We start from the raw sequence: 20,495 nt of genomic DNA on the forward strand, positions 1-20,495 counted from the left end.
ACTTAGACGCCCTTTTGAATCACGCCGAAGAACACCATGACGGCGGTAACCGCGATCCAGAGAATGGTCAGCGGGATGAAGACCTTCCAGCCCAGGCGCATGATCTGGTCATAGCGGAAGCGCGGGAAGCTCGCACGGAACCAGATGTAGGCGCTGGCGAAGAAGAACACCTTGATGAACAGCCACGGCCAGCCGCCCTTCCAGATCCAGTCCACGAAGGGCGAGATCTCGCCGGGGTTGATCCAGCCCTGGATCGGGCTCAGCCAACCGCCGAGGAAGAAGATCGAGATCAGGAAGCTGATCAGGATCATGTTGGCGTACTCGGCCAGGAAGAACAGCGCGAACGCGCCGCCGGAGTATTCGACCATGTGGCCGGCGACGATTTCCGATTCGCCTTCCACCACGTCGAACGGCGCGCGGTTGGTTTCGGCCACGCCGGACACCCAGTACACGACGAACAGCGGGAACAGCGGCAGCAGGAACCAGTCGAAGAAGCCGGAGTTGCCGGCCTGCGCCATCACGATGCTGCTCAGATTGAGGCTGCCCGAAGCGATCATCACGCCGACCAGGGCGAAGCCCATCGCGATTTCGTAGCTGATCATCTGCGCCGAGGCGCGCATGGCGCCCAGGAACGCGTACTTCGAGTTGGACGCCCAGCCGGCCAGGATGATGCCGTAGATGCCCAGCGAGGTCATCGCCAGCAGGTACAGCAGACCGGCATTGGCATTGGACAGCACCAGCTGCTGGTCGAACGGCACCACCGCCCAGGCCGCAAACGCCGGGGCCAGGGTGATCAGCGGGGCCAGCAGGTAGATCGCCTTGTTGGCGCTGCTCGGCTGGACCACTTCCTTGAACAGCAGCTTGAAGACGTCGGCGAAGGCCTGGAAGATGCCCATGCCCACGTACATCGGGCCATGGCGGACATGCATCCAGCCGATCAGCTTGCGTTCCCAGACCACGTAGAAGGCCACCGCGATGATCACCGGAACGGTGATCACCAGGATCTTCAGGATGATCCAGAGCAGCGCGCCGATGTCACCCAGGCCCAGCAGCCACTGGTGCAGCGGATCGACCGCGTTAATCAGCAATTCGTTCATGCAGCCACCACCGAGACACGAGCGGCACCCAGCGGCGCGGTTGCGCCGTGGCCCGATTCAATCCAGACCGAACCCGCGGCGACGCGGGCGTCGACCACCACCGGCAGGGTGGCCTTGCCGGCATCGGTGCCGACCTTGGCCATCTGCCCTTCCTGCAGCTGCAGGCGGGCGGCGTCTTCGGCGTTGAGCACGATGCGCGGCGCGTTGTTGAGCGGGTGCGACTGCAGCGCCGGCGCACGACGCACCACGGCGTCGGTGCGGTAGATCGCGGCGGTCGAGGCCACTTCCAGCCCCTCGCCCGCAGACACCGGCTGGGCCGACGCGGCCACCTGCACGGTCACCGGCGCCAGGCTGGCGCGCAGGCCTGCCAGGTCGACGAACTCGAAACCGGCTACCGCCAGTTCACCGCCCAGGGCACGCAGCACGCGCCAGCCTTCGCGGGCCTCGCCGGGCAGCTTGCCGCCGGCACGTGCCGACTGCTCGCGACCATCGAGGTTGGTCAGGGTGCCGTCGATTTCCGGCAGCGCCCCGATCGGCAGGATCACGTCGGCGACATCGCGGGTCGAAGCACAGGCGAAGTGGCTGAAGGCCACGACCTGGGCGCCGGCCAGCGCCTTGCGCACAGCGGCAGCATCGGCGAAGTCCAGGCCCGGTTCCAGGCCATAGACCACATAGGCCTTGCGCGGATCGGCGAGCATCGCGGCGACGTCCCTGCCGGCCGGCAACACGCCGGCGCGGGTCAGGCCAACGGCGTTGGCGCCCTGCGGGATGCGGCACAGCTTGGCACCGGTGGCGGCAGCGAAGTCACGCGCGGCAGCGCGGATCGCGGCGGCCTGCGGGTGGTTTTCGGCGATGCCACCGACGATCAGCACGGTGTTGTTGCCGCCCTGCACTGCCGAACGCAGCTCGGCGTTGGCCAGCGCATCGGCGAACTTCGACGGTGCCACGATCTGCTTGCCGGCGATGCTGAAGGCGAAGTCGAAGTCCACCGGGTTGACGACGTGGATCTTCGCGCCGTTGGTGGTCTGCGCCTTGCGCAGGCGGGCGTGCAGCAGCGGCAGTTCGTGGCGGATGTTGCTGCCCAGAACCACGATGCGGTCGGCGCCTTCGATCTCGGCCAGCGGCAGGCCGAACACTTCGGCGGTGGCGGCGTCGGAGAAATCGCGGTTGTTGATGCGGTGGTCGATGTTGCTCGAGCCCAGGCCCTTGGCCAGGCGGGCCAGCAGCGCGCCTTCCTCGTTCGAGGTCGACGGGTGCACCAGCACGCCCAGGTTGTCGCCCTGGTTCGCCTTGAGGATGTCGGCAGCGGCGGCCAGGCCTTCGGCCCAGCTCACTTCCTTCCACTCGCCATTGACCTTGCGCAGCGGCTTGACCGCACGGTCTTCGCTGTACAGGCCCTGGTGCGAGTAGCGGTCACGGTCGGACAGCCAGCACTCGTTCACCGCTTCGTTGTCGCGCGGCACGGTGCGCAGCACTTCGCCGCGGCGCACGTGCAGGAACAGGTTCGACCCCATCGCATCGTGGTAGCCCAGCGATTCGCGCGCGGTCAGTTCCCACGGGCGGGCGCGGAACTGGAACACCTTGTTGGTCAGCGCACCGACCGGGCAGACGTCGACGACGTTGCCGGACAGCTCGGTGGTCAGCGGCTTGCCGTCGTAGGTGCCGATCTGCAGGTTCTCGCCGCGGTACATGCCACCCAGTTCATAGGTGCCTGCCACGTCGGCGGTGAAGCGCACGCAGCGGGTGCACTGGATGCAGCGGGTCATCTCGGTGGCGACCAGCGGGCCCATGTCCTCGTCCGGCACCACGCGCTTGCGCTCGTTGAAGCGGCTGACCGAGCGGCCGTAGCCGAGCGACACGTCCTGCAGTTCGCACTCGCCGCCCTGATCGCAGATCGGGCAGTCCAGCGGGTGGTTGATGAGCAGGAACTCCATCACCGAACGCTGGAACTTGAGCGCCTTTTCACTGCGGGTGGCGACCTTCATGCCGTCCATCACCGGCGTGGCGCAGGCCGGCGCCGGCTTCGGCGACTTTTCCACGTCCACCAGGCACATGCGGCAGTTGGCAGCGATCGGCAGCTTCTCGTGGTAGCAGAAGCGCGGGATCGAAATGCCCGCCTTGTCGGCGGCCTGGATGATCATCGAACCCTTCGGCACGACCAGCGACTTGCCATCGATCTCGATGGTGACGTGGTCCGGTGGCACGCTCGGGTTTATGGGTTGCGCGCTCATGCAGCGGCTGCCTCCACCTTCTTGCCGTCAACCATCGAATGACCGTTGACGATGTAGTACTCGAATTCGTCCCAGAACTGGCGCAGGAAACCCTGGATGGGCCATGCCGCCGCTTCGCCGAACGCACAGATGGTGTGGCCTTCGATCTGGCCGGCCACGGCCTTCAACTGGTGCAGGTCTTCCATCGTGGCCTTGCCGGCGACGATGCGCTCCAGCACCCGGTGCATCCAGCCGGTGCCTTCACGGCACGGGGTGCACTGGCCACAGGATTCCTTGTGGAAGAACTGGCTGATGCGGCAGGCGAACTTGACGCAGCAGACGCTGTCGTCCAGCACCACGATGGCCCCCGACCCCAGGCCGGTGCCGAGGGCACGCAGGGTGTCATAGTCCATCTGCAGGCCCTTCAGCTCTTCGGCCTTCAGCACCGGCATCGACACGCCGCCCGGGACCGCGCCCTTCAGCGTGCGGCCCGGCTTGAGGCCGCCGGCCATTTCCAGCAGCTCGTCGAAGGTGGTGCCCAGCGGCACTTCGAAATTGCCACCCTTCTGCACGCAGCCGGAGACCGAGAAGATCTTCGGGCCGCCGTTCTTGGTCAGGCTCAGGCTCTGGAACCACTCCGGACCATTGCGGATGATCGCCGGCACCGAGGCATAGGTCTCGGTGTTGTTGATCGTCGACGGCTTGCCGTACAGGCCGAAGTTGGCCGGGAACGGCGGCTTGTAGCGCGGCTGGCCCTTCTTGCCTTCCAGCGATTCCATCAGCGCGGTCTCTTCGCCGCAGATGTAGGCGCCGGCGCCCAGCGCACCGTAGATGTCGATGTCCACGCCACTGCCGAGGATGTTCTTGCCCAGCCAGCCGTTGGCGTATGCGTCGGCCAGGGCCTGCTCGAAGTGCTCGAACGGCTCATGGTGGAACTCGCCGCGCAGGTAGTTGTAGCCCACAGTCGAACCGGTGGCGTAGCAGGCGATCGCCATGCCCTCCACCACCGAATGCGGGTTGTAGCGCAGGATGTCGCGATCCTTGCAGGTGCCCGGCTCGGATTCATCCGAGTTGCAGAGGATGTACTTCTGCATGTTGCCCTTGGGCATGAAGGACCACTTCAGGCCGGTCGGGAAACCCGCGCCGCCGCGGCCGCGCAGGTTCGACTGCTTGACCATCTCGATGACCTGCTCCGGCGGGATCTTCTCTTCGAGGATCTTGCGCAGGGCAGCGTAACCACCGGTCTTCAGGTAGTTCTCGTACGACCACGGGGTGTCGTAGTGCAGGGTGGTGTAGACCACCTGGTGCGGCAACGGCGCAGGACCGACCGGACCCTTGGGTGCGTGATGATGTGCCATGTCTTACTCCAACCCGTCCAGCAGCTCGTCGACCTTCTCGACGGTCAGGCGCTCATGGTAATGGCCGTTGATGACCATCATCGGCGCACCGGCGCAGCCGGCCAGGCACTCTTCTTCGCGCTTGAGGTAGACGCGGCCGTCGGCGGTGGACTGCCCGGTCTTGCAGCCGAGCTTCTTCTCGGCGTGCGCGACCAGGTCCTCGGCACCGTTCAGCCAGCAGCTGATGTTGGTGCAGAAGGCCACGTTGTGGCGGCCCACCTTCTCGGTCTCGAACATCGAGTAGAAGCTGGCGACCTCGTAGGCCCACACCGGCGGCAGGTCCAGGTACTTGGCCACGCCGGCGATCAGTTCGTCGGTCAGCCAGCCCTGGTTCTGCTCCTGGGCCGCATGCAGGCCCTGCAGCACGGCAGAGCGCTTGCGGTCCGGCGGGAACTTGGACAGCCAGTGATCGATGTGAGCACGGGTCTTGTCGCTCAACACCACCATCGGGTCGACGTCGCGCGCCGCCTCGAAATTACCTGTCGCCTTCATCGGCCGACCTCAGCGAAATGCATAACGTGGAATTGCAGAAACTGCGGCGCCGGCTTGCGCCGGCTGCCTGCAGCAGGCGTTGGCGTGGCGGACGGCATTACCGGTCAACCTCGCCGAACACCAGATCGTAGGTACCGATCATCGCCACCACGTCGGCCAGCATGTGGCCGCGCACGATCGAATCGATCGAGGACAGGTGGGCGAAGCCCGGTGCGCGCAGGTGCACGCGGAACGGCTTGTTGGCACCGTCGGACACCAGGTAGCAGCCGAACTCGCCCTTGGGCGCTTCAACCGCTGCGTAGGTCTCGCCGGCCGGCACGCAGTAGCCTTCGCTGAACAGCTTGAAGTGGTGGATCAGCGCTTCCATGTCGTCCTTCATGTCCTCGCGCTTGGGCGGAGCGACCTTGAAGTTCTTGACCATGACCGGGCCGGGGTTGGCCTTCAGCCACGCCACGCACTGCTTGATGATGCGGTTGGACTCGCGCATTTCGGCCACGCGGCACAGGTAGCGATCGTAGCAGTCGCCCTCCTTGCCCAGCGGGATGTCGAAATCGACGGCATCGTACTTGGCATACGGACGCTTCTTGCGCAGATCCCAGGCGATGCCCGAGCCGCGCAGCATCACGCCGGTCATGCCCCACTGGTGGGCCAGCTCCGGGGTGACCACGCCGATACCCACGGTACGCTGCTTCCAGATGCGGTTGTCGGTCAGCAGCGTTTCGTACTCGTCGACGCGCTTGGGGAACTCGACGGTGAAGTTCTCCAGGAAGTCCAGCAGCGAACCCTCGCGCGCAGCGTTGAGGTTCTTCAGGGCCTTGCCCTTGTGCCAGCGCGATTCCTTGTACTTCGGCATCTGATCCGGCAGATCGCGGTAGACGCCGCCCGGACGGTAGTACGCCGCATGCATGCGCGCGCCGGAGACCGCTTCGTAGCAGTCCATCAGCTCTTCGCGCTCGCGGAAGGCGTACAGCATCACCGCCATCGCACCCAGATCGAGCGCGTTGGAACCCAGCCACATCAGGTGGTTCAGGATGCGGGTGATCTCGTCGTACATCGTGCGGATGTACTGCGCACGCTCCGGCGCCTCGATGCCCATCAGGGTCTCGATCGCGCGCACGTAGGCGTGCTCGTTGCACATCATCGACACGTAGTCCAGGCGATCCATGTAGCCGATCGACTGGTTGAACGGCTTGGACTCGGCCAGCTTCTCGGTACCACGGTGCAGCAGACCCACGTGCGGATCGGCACGCATGATGGTCTCGCCGTCCATTTCCAGGATCAGGCGCAGCACGCCATGCGCGGCCGGATGCTGCGGGCCGAAGTTCATGGTGTAGTTGCGGATCTCCTGCCGGCTCTCGGCGGGATTGCTGGCGAACGCTTCGGTTGCCTGGTGGAACTGACTGCTCACTTCACTGCCTCCTGCGCGCGCTCGCCGGCAGCGGTCTGCAGGCGGGCGTCGTCACGGATCACGCGCGGCACGCCGACACGCGGCTCCACCGAGGTGACCGGTTCGTAGATGACGCGCTTCTTTTCTTCGTCGTAGCGGACTTCGACGTTGCCGATCAGCGGGAAGTCCTTGCGGAACGGATGACCCACGAAACCGTAGTCGGTCAGGATCCGGCGCAGGTCCGGGTGGCCCTCGAAGATCACGCCGTACAGGTCGAATGCTTCGCGCTCGAACCAGTTCAGGCCCGGCCAGATGCCGGTCAGCGAAGACACCACCGGCAGCGCTTCGTCAGGGGCGAAGCAGCGCAGGTGCATCATCAGGTTGTGCTGGTACGAACGCAGCTGGGCGACCACGGCGAAACGCTGGGTCGGCATGTGCTGCGGACGGGCACCGTCAGCACTCTCTTCGCTGGGGAATTCACCCCAGGCGAAGCGGCCCTGGGCCTTGCCTTCGACACCACGGCTGAAGCCCTGCGAGGAAACATCGGCGGTGTCCCACTCGTCCGAGCCGTAGCCCAGGTAGTCGACACCGCAGAGATCCACGGCCTGTTCGAAACCAAACTCGTCACGCAGCGCCAGGGCGGTGGCGTGCCACTCGGCGGCAGGCACTTCCAGCGTCACTTCGCCGCGGGGTTCGACCACGATGACCTTCGCAGCAGCGAAACGTGCGGAAAGTCGGTCGATGAAGGATGCTTGCTCTGCCATGGGGGCTTGGCGCGCTCTTGTCAGGTGAAGGGGTCAGCGGGCGATGGTCTGTGTACGCCAGATCTTCTTCTGCAGCTGCAGGATCCCGTACACCAGCGCCTCGGCGGTCGGCGGGCAGCCCGGGACGTAGACGTCCACCGGCACCACGCGATCACAGCCGCGCACCACAGAATAGGAGTAGTGGTAATAACCACCGCCATTGGCGCAGCTGCCCATGGAGATCACCCACTTCGGGTCGGGCATCTGGTCATAGACCTTGCGCAGCGCCGGGGCCATTTTGTTGACCAGGGTACCGGCCACGATCATCACGTCGGACTGACGCGGCGACGGGCGGAACACCACGCCGTAACGGTCCAGATCCAGACGGGCCGCGCCCGCATGCATCATTTCCACCGCACAGCAGGCCAGGCCGAAGGTCATCGGCCACATCGAGCCGGTGCGCGCCCAGTTCAGCAGGGCGTCGACGCTGGTGGTGACAAAACCCTTTTCCAGCAAGGGGTTGTCGCCTTCCGGCCGCAGGATGTCATCAACCCGCCCTTCCGGGACAGGATTGGTCATCAGGCCATCGAGAGTCTGAATCACTCCCATTCCAGCGCTCCCTTCTTCCAGACGTAAATGAAACCGAGGAACAGCATGCCGACGAACAGGCCCATGGTGACGAGCGAACGCGCGCCCAGCTCCATGAAGACCTGGGTCCACGGCACGATGAAGATGATTTCCAGGTCGAAGACGATGAACTGGATCGCGATCAGGTAGTAGCGCACGTCGAACTTCATACGTGCGTCTTCGAAAGCCTCGAAGCCGCATTCGTACGGCGACAGCTTTTCCAGATCGGGGCGGCGGGGACCGAGGAATCGACCAACCAGCATCAGCGTAATGCCGATACCGGTGGCAACGATCAGAAACAGCAGAGACGGCAAATATTCGGCCAGCACAGCGATTCTCTCTTGCCTCTGCCGCTGCGCCTGCAGGCGCTTTGGCATGGGGGAGTGGACGGGAATCTGCCTGGCGCCTTGCGCGCCAGACGAACCCGCTTTACTTACAAATGGTGCCCAAGAGGGGACTCGAACCCCTACGACCTAAGTCGCTACCACCTCAAGGTAGTGCGTCTACCAATTCCGCCACCTGGGCAAACGATCACATCAGACTATCTTCCCGATGCGCCGCGTATTGTAACCGGCTTCAGTCTTTCTGGGAGCCTTCCGACGGCTTTTCTTCACCAGAAACCGAAGATTCCGCCTTGGCCGGCACAGTCGCGGCCGGAACCGGGGCAGCCGGGACCGCATCGGCCTTCGGAACGGCCGGCAATTCGCCCGCCGGAGCGGCCGGGGCGCTGGCCGCCGGGGCGGACATCAGACCCAGGTCCTGGTCGGCGGCCGGACGGCTGCCATGACCGGCATACCAGGCCATGAAGAGGCTGATGCCGAAGAACACCACGGCCAGCCACTTGGTCGACTTGGACAGGAAGTTGGACGCGCCGCGCGCGCCGAACACGGTCCCCGAGGCGCCAGCGCCAAAGCCCGAGCCTGCCGCCGCGCCCGAGCCACGCTGCATCAGGATCAGCGCGATCATGGCTACGGCAACCAGCACGTAGACGACATTGAGGATCAACATCAGCATTGGGAATCCGCCCTCGGACTGTAGTGCCGGCTGTGGACCGGCGACCTGAACTAAGTGTTTGCCGCCGCCCGTGCGATGGCCAGGAAGTCGGCAGCCACCAGCGAGGCACCACCAACCAGCCCACCATCGACATCCGGCTGCGCGAACAGTTCCCCGGCATTGTCGGGCTTCACGCTACCGCCATAGAGAATGGGCAGTGAATCAGCAATTCTAGCATCGATGCGCGCGACTTCGCCACGGATGAACGCATGCACCTGCTGGGCCTGCTCCTTGCTCGCGGTGCGGCCAGTGCCGATCGCCCACACCGGCTCGTAGGCCACCACGGCCGTGGCGAAGCCCTCGGCCCCGACCAACGCCAGTACCGGCGCCAGCTGGCCGGCGATCACCGCCTCGGTCTGCCCGGCTTCGCGCTGTTCCAGGGTTTCCCCGACGCACAGTACCGGCACCAGGCCCGCGTGCAGGGCGGCGGCGAACTTGCGCGCGACCAGTTCGCTGCTTTCATGGTGGTACTGGCGGCGCTCGGAGTGGCCGACCAGGCCATAACGGGCGCCGACCTCGACCAGCATGGCCGCGCAGACCTCGCCGGTGTAGGCCCCCTTCTCGTTGCTGCTCACGTCCTGCGCGCCAAAGGCCAGGCCGGTCCCGCCGAAGTCCTCGACCAGCTCCCCCAGGTACGGCAGCGGCGGCAGGATCACCACGTCCACCCCCTCCAGCGGCAGCCCGGCGGCCACCTGCCCCAGCAGTTCATTGGCGAATTGACGGCTGCCATGCAGCTTCCAGTTTCCGGCGACGATCTTGCGGCGCATGAGCGGGTGGCTCCTGTGTGAAGTCAGCCGGGCATGATACCCGTTACGGCAAAAATCCGTTTCCGTGTAAGCGGTTACATGGATTTTCAGCGAGGGGCGCAGCCATTGTGGCGGGGCGTGGGGGTTGGCCACCGCCTTCCGCTGCGCTCGCCGGGCATGGCCCGGCGCTACCGTAATGAAAAGGCCGCCTTCCGCTGCGTTCGCCGGGCATGGCCCGGCGCTACCGGGATGGAAAGGCCGCCTTCCGCTGCGCTCGCCGGGCATGGCCCGGCGCTACCGGGATGGAAAGGCCGCCTTCCGCTGCGCTCGCCGGGCATGGCCCGGCGCTACCGTAATGAAAAGGCCGCCTTCCGGCGGCCTTTTCATTACTTCAACTTGATCTCGCGCAGGCGTTCTTCGAGGAACCCGTGGGCGGTGATCGGCTCGGGGTACCGGCTGGGGTTGTCGGCGGTGATGCACGAGGGCAGCACGTCGATCAGGAAGTCCGGGTTCGGGTGCAGGAAGAACGGCACCGAGTAGCGCGGCTGGCGGGCCAGCTCGCCCGGAGGATTGACCACGCGGTGGATGGTCGACGGGTACACGTGGTTGGTCAGGCGCTGCAGCATGTCGCCGATGTTGACCACGATGGTGTCGGCATCGGAGGTGAATGGCACCCACTCGCCTTCATGCGACTGCACTTCCAGGCCCGCCGCGCTGGCGCCGACCAGCAGGGTGATGAAATTGATGTCGCCATGGGCGCCGGCACGCACGTTCGGGATGTCGTCGGTGGTGATCGGCGGGTAATGGATCGGACGCAGGATCGAGTTGCCGAAGTTGGTCTTGTCGGCGAAGAAGTCTTCCGGCAGGCCGATGTGCAGGGCCAGCGCGGACAGCACGCGCGATCCCAGGTTGTCCAGCGCCTGGTACAGGCCGTAACCGCGCTCACGGAAACCCTCGACCTCGGTCGGCCACAGGTTCGGCGCCATCACCTCGCGGTACTTGGAGTCATCGGCGATCTCGCGACCGATGTGCCAGAACTCCTTCAGGTCGAAGTGCTTGGAGCCCTTGGCGGTTTCCACGCCGAACGGGGTATAGCCGCGGGCGCCGCCGCTGCCGGCCACGTGGTACTTGCGCTTGGTCTCATCCGGCAATGCGAAGAACGCCTTGAAGACGTCGTAGGCCGCGTCGATGTCGGCCTGCGGGATGCCGTGGTTGCGGATGCCCGCGAATCCCCATTGGCGGTAAGCCGCGCCCAGCTCGGCCACGAAGGCCTCGCGGTCGCTGTCGAAACGGGTGATGTCGAGGGTGGGGATCTGGCTCACAGCGGTTCCTGGCTTGTCATTGGGTCGATGGAGGCCGGCGATCGGCTGCGGCCCACCTGAACATTGTGACAGATCGACCGGAGTACGCCACCGGTACATTGAAACAAACCGATACAATGCGCGACCCGCGCGCGGTGCACGGCCATTTTCCGTGCCGGCACCGTCCCCTCCCCGCCCCCCCGCTGAACCTGCCTGCCGCCTTCCGCATGGACGCCGCTTTCCTCGACGCCCCCACTTATGTCGCTTCTGGACCTGCCCGGCGCTGGCGCCGGCTGGCCTGGTGGTCCCTGTTCATCGCCGCCAACGCCCTGCTGGCCGCGCTCATCGCGCTGGGCAACGTACCACTGCGCGACAACCCCGGCGGCGCCCTCGGCCTGGCCTATCTGGCGGTCGCGCTGCCCGGGCACCTGCTGGCCTTCGGCGCGTTGGCCGGCCTGCTGCCGCTGGCCATCGGGCTGTGGCCGCGCAGCGCGCGCGCCCTGAGCATCTCGGCCGTGGTCTGCCAGGGCCTGTGGCTGTGCCTGCTGCTGGTCGACGCCAAGGTCTTCGCGCTGTATCGCTTCCACCTCAACGCCATGGTCGCCAACATGGTGTTCGGCGGTGCCCTGCACGACCAGGTCAGCCTGTCCTGGAAGACATGGCTGCAGGCCGTCGCGATGGTATCGGCGATCTTTGCCGCCGAGGGCCTGCTGGCCTGGGCCTGCTGGAAGCTGCTGCCGACCGCACCGCAGCGCCGGCGCGTGCTGCAGGCCTGGGCGGTGGTCGCCCTGCTGATGGGCGGCGGCCAGGTCGCCACCGCCTACTACGACGCGCTGGGCGAGCGCGCCGTGATCAGCCAATGGAACTACCTGCCCTGGGCACAGCCGATCACCGCCAAGAGCGCGATGCGCAGGATCGGCGTGGTCAGCCAGCAACAGGCGGGCCTGCCCGACCCGCGCCATGCCCAGCTCAATTACCCGCTGCAGCCCCTGCGCTGCCAGAGTGGCACGCGCCCGAACGTGCTGATGGTGGTGCTGGAATCACTGCGCCATGACGTGCTGACGCCGCAGTTCATGCCGAACACTTCGGCCCTGGCACAGACCTCACGCGTCTACGCGCACCACTTCAGTACCGGCAATGCCACCCGCTATGGCCTGTTCGGCCTGCTGTACGGCCTGCCCGGCGGCTACTGGCCCAGCATGCTCGACGAGCAGCGCGGCTCGCAGCTGTTCAAGGTGCTGCAGCAACAGGGCTACGACCTGCACCTGTATGGCAGCGCCCCGCTGTACAGCCCCGAGTTCGACCGCACGGCCTTCGCCGACGTCCGCGACCAGCTGCACCAGGGGCCGCCCGCGCTGGGCTCCGATGGCCGCGACCGCGCCATCGTCGAGGCACTGCAGAAGGACATCGGCAGCAGCCAGGCTGCGCAGCGCCCGTGGTTCGGCTTCGTGTTCCTCGATTCCACCCATGCGCCCTATCACATGCCGGACGGCTACCCGCCGACGGCGACGCCGATGGCGTCCGACATCGACTTCCTCAAGTTCGGGCCGGAGCACGACCCGACACCCGAACTGAACCGTTACCACACGGCCGTGCACTACGCCGACAGCCTGGTCGGATCGCTGCTCGACAGTCTCCGTGCGCAGGGCCTGGAGCAGGACACGATCGTGCTGGTGACCGGCGACCACGCCGAGGAATTCAACGATCTCAAGCTCAACTACTGGGGCCACAACGGCAACTTCTCCGACTACCAGCTGCAGGTGCCGTTCGTGCTGCACTGGCCCGGCCAGGACAGTGGCCGCGACCTGCGCGTCAGTTCGCATGAGGACTGGGTACCGACGTTGATGCGCCATGGGCTGGGCTGCGAGAACGCGCTGGCCGACTACAGCACCGGACACGACCTGCTGGCCGCACCGGCCGCCGGGCGATCGCTGGTGGTGGAGAGCTGGTCGCAGCGCGCGGTCCGTCATGGCGACGCGATCTATGTGTTCGACAAGTTCGGCAACGCCACCGCGCTGGATGCGCGCTATCGGCCGCTGCCGCAACAGACCCCCGACGCCGCCGGCATCCGCGCGGCCTGGGAAGCGCTGACGCGCTTCCGCAACCGCTGATTGCAAGGAACGATCCACCATGAACCGCCCGTTGCGCATCCTGCACACCAAAGCCGCCAAAGGCATGGGTGGGCAGGAGGTCTACATCTTCCGCCACATGCAGGTCATGCGTGCGCGTGGCCATGATGTCGCGCTGCTGTGCCAGCCCGAGGCCCGCCTGGCTGCACTTGCGCGCGATGATGGCTTCACCGTGCACACGCTGCGCATGGGCGGCATGGCGCGGATGCTGCGTGGCATCTGGTCGGTCGCGCGGCTGGTCCGCCGCGAGCGCTACGACGTGGTGAACACCACCAGCCGGCGCGACGCGCTGATTGCCGCCGCGGGTGCACGCCTGGGCGGCACGCCGCTGGTGGTGCGCTCACGGCATCTGATGAGCCCGGTCAATTCGCTGCTGACCTATACCGGCCTTCCGCACCGGGTCATCACCGTGAGCCGCTTCGTCAAGCAGCTGCTGGCCGAGCGTGGCGTGCCGGGCGAGCGCATCGGCATCGTGCCGCCGATCGCGGTGCCGCCGCGCTGGAGCGACGTGCGCAAGGACGATCCGTGGCAGTGCCTGCAGAGCGTGCGTGCCGAGGTGCGCGCCGAGCTGGGGTTCGGCGACCAGGACGTGGTGGTGGGATGCGTGGCGGTGCTGCGCGAACCCAAGGGCCATGCCGATCTGCTGACCGCGATCGCGCCACTGTGCAAGGCCAACCCGCGCCTGCACCTGGTGGTGGTCGGCGACGGCAAGCCGGTCATGGAGCGCCTGCTGGCGATGCGCGACGCGCACGGCCTGCAGCAGCAGGTCCACCTGCTGGGTTATCGCGACGGTGCCTGCCGGCTGATGGCCGGATTCGACATCTTCGCCCTGGCCTCGCACAAGGAGGCCGCCGGCACCGTGTTCCTGGAAGCGGCCTATGTCGGCGTGCCGATCGTGGCCACGCGGGTCGGCGGCGTTCCGGAAATGGTGGTGGAAGGCAGCAATGCCATCCTCACCCGGCTGGGCGACAATGCGGCCTTGACCGGTGCGCTTCGCCTGCTGGTGGACGACCCGCAGCGGCGCCAGCTGATGGGCCGCGCGGGCTGGGACTGGATGCGCAACGCGCACTGCTTCAGCCCGGCCGGCCATGGCGAAACCACCGAATACTATTACCACCAGTGGCTGAAGGAGCTGGGTCATGGCTAATGCCCGAACCGTACCGGTGCTGATGCATCACCACGTCAGCAACTCCCCCGGCATGATCACGGTGTCGCCGGAGAATTTCGAAAGCCAGATCGCCTGGCTGGCGCGCAGCGGCTGGACCTCGCTGACGCTGGAGCAGTACGCCGGCTTCCTGGCCGGCAAGCCGGTGCCGCGCAAGTCGATCGTGATCACCTTCGACGATGGCTACCTGGACAACTGGGTCTACGCCCACCCCATCCTGCAGAAATACGGCATGCACGCGGTGGTGTTCGTGGTGACCGGCTGGATGCACGATGGCCCGCTGCGGCCGCACGCCGGCATCGCCGGGGCCGCGCTGCCGCAGACGCCGGACCATCGCGCCTGCGAAGCGCTGATCTACGAGCACGGCCGCAGCGACGAGGTGATGATGCGCTGGAGTGAAGCACGCGCGGCGATTGCAGCCGGCACCTTCGAGGTCCATTGCCATACCCACACCCACACCCGCTGGCTGCGCCGCCAGGACCTGGACCGGGTGCAGCGTCGCGCCGGCCTCAGCGGCGACCTGGCCCTGGCCCGGCAGGTGCTGCAGGACAAACTGGGCGAGGTCTCCGACACGCTGTGCTGGCCCTATGGCGATTTCGACCAGGACCATGTCGAGGTGGCACGTGAACAGGGTTTCCGCTACCTGCACACGACCCATCCGTTCGGCCGCAACGTGGTCGGTGGCGATCCGGAGCGCATCTACCGGTTCGCCATCCGCAACCGGCCGGCCAGCTGGCTGCGCAAGCGCATCGCCTGGAGCTACAACCCGCTGATCGCGCCGCTGTTCAACGGCTTCAAGGCGCGCCAGAAGAAGATGGTGCCCGGCCCCTGACGGCCGCAGCACCCGGCACATGCAGCAACGCCCCGGTTGCCCGGGGCGTTGCTCGGATCAGCGCAGGTACCGCGACGCTCAGGCTGCCGCTGCCGTCACCGCTGCGGAAAGGCGATCCAGGGTCTCCTGCATCAACGTCGCATCGTCGGCTTCGACCGTCACCCGCACGACCGGTTCGGTACCGGACGGACGCAGGAACGCGCGCCCACGCCCGGAGACCGCCCGCTGCGCCTCGGCCAGCGCAGCCTGCACGCTGTCGGCCTGCACCGTGGAGCGCGCCGACACATCGCCCAGGCGCACGTTGACGGTCTTCTGCGGCACCTTCTCCAGCGCCTGCAGCGCCTCGCGCAGGCTCTGCCCCTGCTGCCGCAGCGCCACCAGCACCTGCAGGGCACTGACGATGCCGTCACCGGTCGTGGCCCGGTCCAGGCACAGCAGATGGCCGGACGCTTCGCCGCCGAGCACGCCACCGCCTTCGACCAGCGCCTGGTGCACGTAGCGGTCACCGACGTTGCTGCGCAGGAAGGGAATCTGCAGCTCGGCCAGGGCCTTTTCCAGGCCGAAGTTGCTCATCAGGGTGCCGACCACGGGGCCACGCAGGCGTCCCTGCGCCTGCCAGGCACGCGCCAGGATGTACAGCAGGTCATCGCCATCGACCGGATTGCCCTGGTCGTCGGCCATCAGCACGCGGTCACCGTCGCCATCGAAGGCGATGCCGAGATCGGCGCGGGTTTCGCGCACCTTGGCGGCCAGATTGTCGATGTGGGTCGAACCGACCCCGTCGTTGATGTTCAGGCCGTTGGGCTCGGCGCCGATGCCGATCACCTCCGCCCCCAGTTCGCGGAACAGCAGCGGCGCGATCTGGTAGGTGGCACCATGCGCGCAGTCGAGCACCAGGCGTACCCCGCGCAGGTCGAACGCACGCGGCACGCTCGACTTGCAGAACTCGATGTAGCGGCCGACCGCCTCGCGCGCACGCGCCGCCTTGCCCAGTTTCTCCGACACGGCCGTGGAGAACGGCACGTCCAGCGCCGCTTCCAGCGCCAGTTCGGTGGCATCGTCGAGCTTCTCGCCCTGGGCGGAGAAGAACTTGATGCCGTTGTCGTAATGCGGATTGTGCGAAGCACTGATGACGATGCCGGCATCCACGCCCAGCGTGCGGGTCAGGAATGCGACCGCCGGCGTGGGCATCGGGCCGAGCAGCTGCACGTCCGCGCCGGCGGCGACCAGCCCGGCCTCCAGCGCCGCCTCGAACATGTAGCCGGAGATGCGGGTGTCCTTGCCGATCACCACGATCGGGCGGCGGCCGTCAGCGCCGCGCTGGGCGACCAGGACACGGCCCAGGGCGTTGCCCAGCCGCAGCACGAAGTCGGCCGAGATCGGCCCCTGCCCCACGCGCCCACGGATGCCATCGGTACCGAAGTACTTGCGGCCTGCCATCAAGCCACCTCCGGTGCCGGCTCGCGGCGCAGCATCGCCAGCAGGTCGGCCAGGCGGTCGCGCAGTTCACGGCGGTCGCAGATCTGATCGATGGCGCCGTGCTCGAGCAGGAACTCCGAGCGCTGGAAGCCTTCCGGCAGCTTCTCGCGGACGGTCTGCTCGATCACGCGCGGGCCGGCGAAGCCGATCAGCGCCTGCGGTTCGGCGATGTTGATGTCGCCAAGCATCGCAAACGACGCCGACACACCACCGGTGGTCGGATGGGTCAGCACCGAGATGTACGGCTGGCCGGCTTCACGCAGCTTGCCCAGCGCGGCCGAGGTCTTGGCCATCTGCATCAGCGAGAACAGGCCCTCCTGCATGCGCGCGCCACCGCTGGCCGAGAAGCACACGTAGGGTGCGCCGATTTCCGCAGCGGTTTCCGCCGCCAGCGCGAAACGCTCGCCGACCACCGAGCCCATCGAGCCGCCCATGAAGGCGAAGTCGAACGAGGAGGCCACCAGCGGGCGCCCCTTGAGCAGGCCACGCATGGCGATCAGCGCGTCGTACTCACCGGTGTTCTTCTGCGCGATCTTGATGCGCTCACCGTACTTCTTCTGGTCCTTGAATTTCAGCAGGTCGGTCGGCCCCAGGCGGGCGGCGATCTCGGTGCTGCTGTCGGCGTCGAACAGCGCTGCCAGGCGGGCGCGGGCGCGGATGGCCATGTGGTGGCCGCACTTCGGGCAGACCTCCAGGTTCTCTTCCAGCTCCGGACGGTACAACGCGCTGCCGCAGTTGCTGCACTTTTCCCACAGGCCCTCGGGGACGCTGCGCTTCTTGCTGGGGGTGTTGTCGGTGCGGATGCCAGACGGCATCAACTTGCTGAGCCAACTCATGCGGGAGGACACTTCCGTTCAGGGCGGCCCGGGGGCCGCAAAGGCGGACAGTCTAGCTCCGCTTTCCCCGCCCGTGCACCCCCTTGCCTGCCTGTGCAAGGCCGGAAAAAACCATGCTGGGACGTACGTTTAGCGCCGCAGCAGCGCCCGCGAGGGCCGGGCCGTGCGCGGCGGTCGGGCCGCCGCCGCCGCGCCCGGCGTGAAGGTCAGCGGTCCAGTGCCTGCCGCAGCGGGGCCAGGAAGGTACCGGCACGCTGCGCGGCATCTTCGGCCGACTGCGCGCCGGCCAGGGCCTCCACCAGCGCGCTGCCGACCACCACGCCATCGGCCTGGCGGGCCATGGCCGCGGCGCTGGCCGCATCCTTGATGCCGAAACCGGCCACCACCGGTACTGACGCGCGCGCGCGCAGCGCCTGCAGGCGCGCACTGGCGGCCTCGCTGTCCAGCCGCTCGGAGGCGCCGGTGACGCCGGCGAAACTGACGTAATAGAGATAGCCGCGGGCCAGCGCCAGCAGCTTGCCGGCGCGCGCCTCGCTGGTGGTCGGCGAGGCCAGCAGCACCAGCGCCAGGCCCGCCGCGTCGAACGCCTGCTGTGCCTCGCCGGCCTCTTCCGGCGGCAGGTCCACCAGCAGCACGCCATCCACTCCGGCATCCACCGCCGCCTTGGCAAAGGCCGCGTAGCCGTGGATCTCCACCGGGTTGAGATAGCCCATCAACACCACCGGCGTCTGCGCGTCGCGTTCGCGGAACCGGGTGACCGCCTGCAGCACGTAGCGGCTGCCGGCCCCACGGGCCAGCGCGCGCTCGGAGCTGCGCTGGATGGTCGGGCCGTCGGCCATCGGGTCGGAGAACGGTACGCCCAGTTCGATCACATCGGCGCCGGCCTGGACCAGCGCGTGCATCACCGGCACGGTGGCCTCCAGCGACGGATCACCGGCCGTGATGAAGGGGATCAGCGCCTTGCGCTGCTGTGCGCGCAGGCGCTGGAAACAGTCATCGAGTCGGGAAACGGACATGTCAGGTACATCCTTCGATCAGGTCAACGGCGCCGCTGGCGCCCCAGTACATTCGGGATACGGTGCCGTCGACGATCTCCACGCGGATCGCCAGGTCGGAACCGGGGTCCTGCCAGAGCAGGGTCTCGCCGGCCCCGGCATCTTCGCCATGGGGCTCGGCGGTGGCGCCCGCTGGCAGGTGTTGCAGGGCCTGCGCGCGCGGCATGCCCAGGTGCAGGCCGAACGGCCCCGGCTGCACCACGACCTGGCCCGAATCGTCGATGGGCGCCAGGTCGAAACGCACCACGTCGCCGTCCTGCACCATCATCGCCACGCCTTCAGGCAGCGTGCCGCGCTCGTAGTAATCGCAGCGCCCGGCCGTCGCCTCGCCGAGGCCGGCCGAGTACCACTGCGCCTCCCCCTCCAGCTCGCTGAAGGGTTGGCCGATCAGCACCTCGCCGGCATGGTCCAGCGCCACCGAGACCACCGCCGGGGCGGCTTCGTCCACGGCATCGCTGGCTGGCGGGGGTTCCGGTGCATCCTCGATGGGGCGATGGGCCGCGTCATCATCATTGCTGGCCACCTGCCGCGCCGGGGCGATCGCTGCGGGCGCGGCCGGCGCGGGCGCCAGCACCGGCGGGTCGGGCGGCGTGCAGCCCCCCAGACCGACCGCCAGCACCAGCGCGCCACCGTGGCGCAGCATGCAGTTCACAGCACCAGACCTTCGCGCGCGGCGATGGTGTGCACGTCCTTGTCGCCACGGCCGGACAGGTTGCACAACACGATCTGGTCGCGCGGACGCTCACGTGCCAGCTTGATCGCCTGCGCCAGTGCATGGCTGGATTCCAGCGCCGGCAGGATGCCTTCGGTGTGCGCCAGCAGGTGGAACGCCTGCAGCGCCTCTTCATCGGTGATGCCCAGATAGCGCGCGCGGCCGCTGTCGGCCAGGAACGCGTGCTCCGGGCCGACGCCCGGGTAGTCCAGGCCGGCCGACACCGAATGGGTCTCGATGATCTGGCCGTCGTCGTCGCACAGCACGTAGGTGCGGTTGCCGTGCAGCACGCCAGGGCGTCCAGCGGCGATGGAGGCGGCATGGCGACCGGTGTGGATGCCATCACCGGCCGCCTCGGCGCCGAAGATCTCCACCTGGCGGTCATTGAGGAAGGCATGGAACAGGCCGATCGCGTTGCTGCCACCGCCGACGCAGGCGGTGATCGCATCGGGCAGCCGGCCGTACTCGGCCAGCATCTGCTCGCGCGCTTCGCGACCGACGATGGCGTTGAAGTCGCGCACCATGCGCGGGTACGGATCCGGGCCGGCCACCGTACCGATGATGTAGAAGGTGTCCTGCACGTTGGTCACCCAGTCGCGCATCGCCTCGTTGAGCGCATCCTTCAGGGTGGCCGAGCCGGAGGTGACCGGGACCACGGTCGCGCCCAGCAGCTTCATCCGATAGACGTTGATCTTCTGCCGCTCGATGTCGGTGGCGCCCATGTAGACCACGCACTCCAGGCCAAGCCGGGCGGCGACGGTGGCGCTGGCCACGCCGTGCTGGCCCGCGCCGGTCTCGGCGATGATGCGCGTCTTGCCCATGCGTGCCGCCAGCAGGGCCTGGCCGATGGTGTTGTTGATCTTGTGCGCGCCGGTGTGGTTCAGGTCCTCGCGCTTGAGCAGGATCTGCGCACCGCCGACATGGTCACTCAGGCGCTGGGCGTGATAGATCGGGCTGGGGCGGCCCACGTAATGCGCCAGGTCGCGGTCATAGGCCTGCTGGAAGGTTGGGTCCTGCCGGGCCTGATCATAGGCCTGGGCCAGTTCCTGCAGCGGGCCGACCAGGGTTTCGGCAACGAAACTGCCGCCGTAGCGGCCGAAGTGGCCCTGGGCATCCGGGAAGGCGTGGTAGTCGGCGATGGGGGAGGCAGGCATGGAGACGACCGGTGGTTCAGACAGGTGGATACTCTAGCGCACGGGTCATGACCGGAAAATGGATATTATCTGGCGCATAT

The 20,495-nt window shown here is 67.2% G+C and carries 19 protein-coding genes and 1 tRNA gene; 3 read left to right on the forward strand and 17 right to left on the reverse strand.

What is annotated here, in order from left to right; all coding sequences use genetic code 11:
• Nucleotides 1–2: 2 nt before the first annotated feature.
• From nuoH to Q5Z10_RS15080, 12 genes are all read right to left on the reverse strand, one after another.
• Nucleotides 3–1,097: an NADH-quinone oxidoreductase subunit NuoH gene (gene nuoH, locus Q5Z10_RS15025; protein ID WP_303636201.1), complete on the reverse strand. Its 1,095-nt coding sequence runs from the start codon at nucleotides 1,095–1,097 to the stop codon at nucleotides 3–5.
• On the reverse strand, nucleotides 1,094–3,328 hold the full coding sequence (gene nuoG, locus Q5Z10_RS15030; protein ID WP_303636202.1) for an NADH-quinone oxidoreductase subunit NuoG: 2,235 nt from the start codon (nucleotides 3,326–3,328) through the stop codon (nucleotides 1,094–1,096). Before nuoG ends, nuoH begins: the two co-directional genes overlap by 4 nt.
• Entirely contained in the window at nucleotides 3,325–4,665 is a 1,341-nt protein-coding gene (nuoF, locus tag Q5Z10_RS15035; protein WP_303636203.1) for an NADH-quinone oxidoreductase subunit NuoF, read from the reverse strand. Before nuoF ends, nuoG begins: the two co-directional genes overlap by 4 nt.
• Nucleotides 4,666–4,668: 3 nt before the next feature.
• The gene (nuoE, locus tag Q5Z10_RS15040) at nucleotides 4,669–5,196 is read right to left on the reverse strand and encodes an NADH-quinone oxidoreductase subunit NuoE (protein ID WP_303636204.1); all 528 of its coding nucleotides are present in this window, start codon (nucleotides 5,194–5,196) and stop codon (nucleotides 4,669–4,671) included.
• A gap of 97 nt (nucleotides 5,197–5,293) precedes the next feature.
• Nucleotides 5,294–6,523, reverse strand: a complete 1,230-nt coding sequence (locus tag Q5Z10_RS15045; protein WP_303639199.1) for an NADH-quinone oxidoreductase subunit D — start codon at nucleotides 6,521–6,523, stop codon at nucleotides 5,294–5,296.
• Nucleotides 6,524–6,600: 77 nt separating this feature from the next.
• Nucleotides 6,601–7,347, reverse strand: coding sequence for an NADH-quinone oxidoreductase subunit C (locus Q5Z10_RS15050; protein WP_303636205.1), 747 nt, complete (start codon nucleotides 7,345–7,347; stop codon nucleotides 6,601–6,603).
• A 33-nt stretch (nucleotides 7,348–7,380) separates the two neighbouring features.
• Nucleotides 7,381–7,935: a NuoB/complex I 20 kDa subunit family protein gene (locus tag Q5Z10_RS15055; RefSeq protein WP_025876198.1), complete on the reverse strand. Its 555-nt coding sequence runs from the start codon at nucleotides 7,933–7,935 to the stop codon at nucleotides 7,381–7,383.
• Nucleotides 7,926–8,282 (reverse strand): NADH-quinone oxidoreductase subunit A, encoded by a 357-nt coding sequence (locus tag Q5Z10_RS15060; RefSeq protein WP_005414075.1) that lies wholly within the window; start codon nucleotides 8,280–8,282, stop codon nucleotides 7,926–7,928. Before Q5Z10_RS15060 ends, Q5Z10_RS15055 begins: the two co-directional genes overlap by 10 nt.
• A gap of 111 nt (nucleotides 8,283–8,393) precedes the next feature.
• Nucleotides 8,394–8,478 (reverse strand) — tRNA-Leu (locus tag Q5Z10_RS15065).
• Between the two features lie 51 nt (nucleotides 8,479–8,529).
• Nucleotides 8,530–8,967 carry a preprotein translocase subunit SecG gene (gene secG / locus Q5Z10_RS15070; protein ID WP_303636206.1) on the reverse strand — a complete coding sequence of 146 codons (438 nt, stop codon included), beginning with the start codon at nucleotides 8,965–8,967 and terminating at the stop codon, nucleotides 8,530–8,532.
• A gap of 50 nt (nucleotides 8,968–9,017) precedes the next feature.
• Nucleotides 9,018–9,773, reverse strand: a complete 756-nt coding sequence (gene tpiA / locus Q5Z10_RS15075) for a triose-phosphate isomerase (RefSeq protein ID WP_303636207.1) — start codon at nucleotides 9,771–9,773, stop codon at nucleotides 9,018–9,020.
• A 365-nt stretch (nucleotides 9,774–10,138) separates the two neighbouring features.
• Nucleotides 10,139–11,074, reverse strand: a complete 936-nt coding sequence (locus tag Q5Z10_RS15080) for an isopenicillin N synthase family dioxygenase (RefSeq protein ID WP_303636208.1) — start codon at nucleotides 11,072–11,074, stop codon at nucleotides 10,139–10,141.
• 206 nt (nucleotides 11,075–11,280) lie between these two features.
• Here Q5Z10_RS15080 and Q5Z10_RS15085 point away from each other — a divergent pair, with 206 nt between their 5' ends.
• Genes Q5Z10_RS15085 through Q5Z10_RS15095 form a run of 3 tightly spaced genes read left to right on the forward strand, consistent with a single transcriptional unit; the run spans nucleotide 11,281 to nucleotide 15,179 of the window.
• Nucleotides 11,281–13,164 (forward strand): DUF3413 domain-containing protein, encoded by a 1,884-nt coding sequence (locus Q5Z10_RS15085; protein WP_303636209.1) that lies wholly within the window; start codon nucleotides 11,281–11,283, stop codon nucleotides 13,162–13,164.
• 19 nt (nucleotides 13,165–13,183) lie between these two features.
• Nucleotides 13,184–14,329: a glycosyltransferase family 4 protein gene (locus tag Q5Z10_RS15090; RefSeq protein ID WP_303636210.1), complete on the forward strand. Its 1,146-nt coding sequence runs from the start codon at nucleotides 13,184–13,186 to the stop codon at nucleotides 14,327–14,329.
• Nucleotides 14,322–15,179, forward strand: a complete 858-nt coding sequence (locus Q5Z10_RS15095) for a polysaccharide deacetylase family protein (RefSeq protein WP_303636211.1) — start codon at nucleotides 14,322–14,324, stop codon at nucleotides 15,177–15,179. Before Q5Z10_RS15090 ends, Q5Z10_RS15095 begins: the two co-directional genes overlap by 8 nt.
• Nucleotides 15,180–15,257: 78 nt before the next feature.
• Here the strand turns inward: Q5Z10_RS15095 and glmM are convergent, their stop codons facing one another.
• The 5 genes from glmM to trpB all read right to left on the reverse strand — a co-directional run bounded on the left by glmM (nucleotide 15,258) and on the right by trpB (nucleotide 20,415).
• Complete coding sequence (glmM, locus tag Q5Z10_RS15100; protein ID WP_303636212.1) at nucleotides 15,258–16,619, reverse strand: phosphoglucosamine mutase; 1,362 nt, start codon at nucleotides 16,617–16,619, stop codon at nucleotides 15,258–15,260.
• Nucleotides 16,619–17,494 (reverse strand): acetyl-CoA carboxylase, carboxyltransferase subunit beta, encoded by an 876-nt coding sequence (gene accD, locus Q5Z10_RS15105; protein WP_303636213.1) that lies wholly within the window; start codon nucleotides 17,492–17,494, stop codon nucleotides 16,619–16,621. The genes glmM and accD overlap by 1 nt, the downstream gene beginning before the upstream one ends.
• A 206-nt stretch (nucleotides 17,495–17,700) precedes the next feature.
• Entirely contained in the window at nucleotides 17,701–18,510 is an 810-nt protein-coding gene (gene trpA, locus Q5Z10_RS15110) for a tryptophan synthase subunit alpha (RefSeq protein ID WP_303636214.1), read from the reverse strand.
• Nucleotide 18,511: 1 nt separating this feature from the next.
• The gene (locus tag Q5Z10_RS15115) at nucleotides 18,512–19,201 is read right to left on the reverse strand and encodes a hypothetical protein (protein ID WP_303636215.1); all 690 of its coding nucleotides are present in this window, start codon (nucleotides 19,199–19,201) and stop codon (nucleotides 18,512–18,514) included.
• The gene (gene trpB / locus Q5Z10_RS15120) at nucleotides 19,198–20,415 is read right to left on the reverse strand and encodes a tryptophan synthase subunit beta (RefSeq protein WP_303636216.1); all 1,218 of its coding nucleotides are present in this window, start codon (nucleotides 20,413–20,415) and stop codon (nucleotides 19,198–19,200) included. The genes Q5Z10_RS15115 and trpB overlap by 4 nt, the downstream gene beginning before the upstream one ends.
• Nucleotides 20,416–20,495: the final 80 nt, after the last annotated feature.

This window comes from Stenotrophomonas sp. 704A1 (assembly GCF_030549525.1).
Classification (GTDB): Bacteria; Pseudomonadota; Gammaproteobacteria; order Xanthomonadales; family Xanthomonadaceae; genus Stenotrophomonas; species Stenotrophomonas tuberculopleuritidis.

Excerpts from the sequence above, each read along its gene's own strand:
- Q5Z10_RS15055 (WP_025876198.1), bottom strand. The coding sequence starts at position 7,935 with ATGGGAGTGATTCAGACTCTCGATGGCCTGATGACCAATCCTGTCCCG.
- nuoG (WP_303636202.1), bottom strand. The coding sequence starts at position 3,328 with ATGAGCGCGCAACCCATAAACCCGAGCGTGCCACCGGACCACGTCACC.
- Q5Z10_RS15095 (WP_303636211.1), top strand. The coding sequence starts at position 14,322 with ATGGCTAATGCCCGAACCGTACCGGTGCTGATGCATCACCACGTCAGC.
- Q5Z10_RS15085 (WP_303636209.1), top strand. The coding sequence starts at position 11,281 with ATGGACGCCGCTTTCCTCGACGCCCCCACTTATGTCGCTTCTGGACCT.
- tpiA (WP_303636207.1), bottom strand. The coding sequence starts at position 9,773 with ATGCGCCGCAAGATCGTCGCCGGAAACTGGAAGCTGCATGGCAGCCGT.
- secG (WP_303636206.1), bottom strand. The coding sequence starts at position 8,967 with ATGCTGATGTTGATCCTCAATGTCGTCTACGTGCTGGTTGCCGTAGCC.
- Q5Z10_RS15045 (WP_303639199.1), bottom strand. The coding sequence starts at position 6,523 with ATGAACTTCGGCCCGCAGCATCCGGCCGCGCATGGCGTGCTGCGCCTG.
- Q5Z10_RS15050 (WP_303636205.1), bottom strand. The coding sequence starts at position 7,347 with ATGGCAGAGCAAGCATCCTTCATCGACCGACTTTCCGCACGTTTCGCT.
- nuoE (WP_303636204.1), bottom strand. The coding sequence starts at position 5,196 with ATGAAGGCGACAGGTAATTTCGAGGCGGCGCGCGACGTCGACCCGATG.
- nuoF (WP_303636203.1), bottom strand. The coding sequence starts at position 4,665 with ATGGCACATCATCACGCACCCAAGGGTCCGGTCGGTCCTGCGCCGTTG.
- Q5Z10_RS15090 (WP_303636210.1), top strand. The coding sequence starts at position 13,184 with ATGAACCGCCCGTTGCGCATCCTGCACACCAAAGCCGCCAAAGGCATG.
- glmM (WP_303636212.1), bottom strand. The coding sequence starts at position 16,619 with ATGGCAGGCCGCAAGTACTTCGGTACCGATGGCATCCGTGGGCGCGTG.
- trpA (WP_303636214.1), bottom strand. The coding sequence starts at position 18,510 with ATGTCCGTTTCCCGACTCGATGACTGTTTCCAGCGCCTGCGCGCACAG.
- accD (WP_303636213.1), bottom strand. The coding sequence starts at position 17,494 with ATGAGTTGGCTCAGCAAGTTGATGCCGTCTGGCATCCGCACCGACAAC.
- trpB (WP_303636216.1), bottom strand. The coding sequence starts at position 20,415 with ATGCCTGCCTCCCCCATCGCCGACTACCACGCCTTCCCGGATGCCCAG.
- nuoH (WP_303636201.1), bottom strand. The coding sequence starts at position 1,097 with ATGAACGAATTGCTGATTAACGCGGTCGATCCGCTGCACCAGTGGCTG.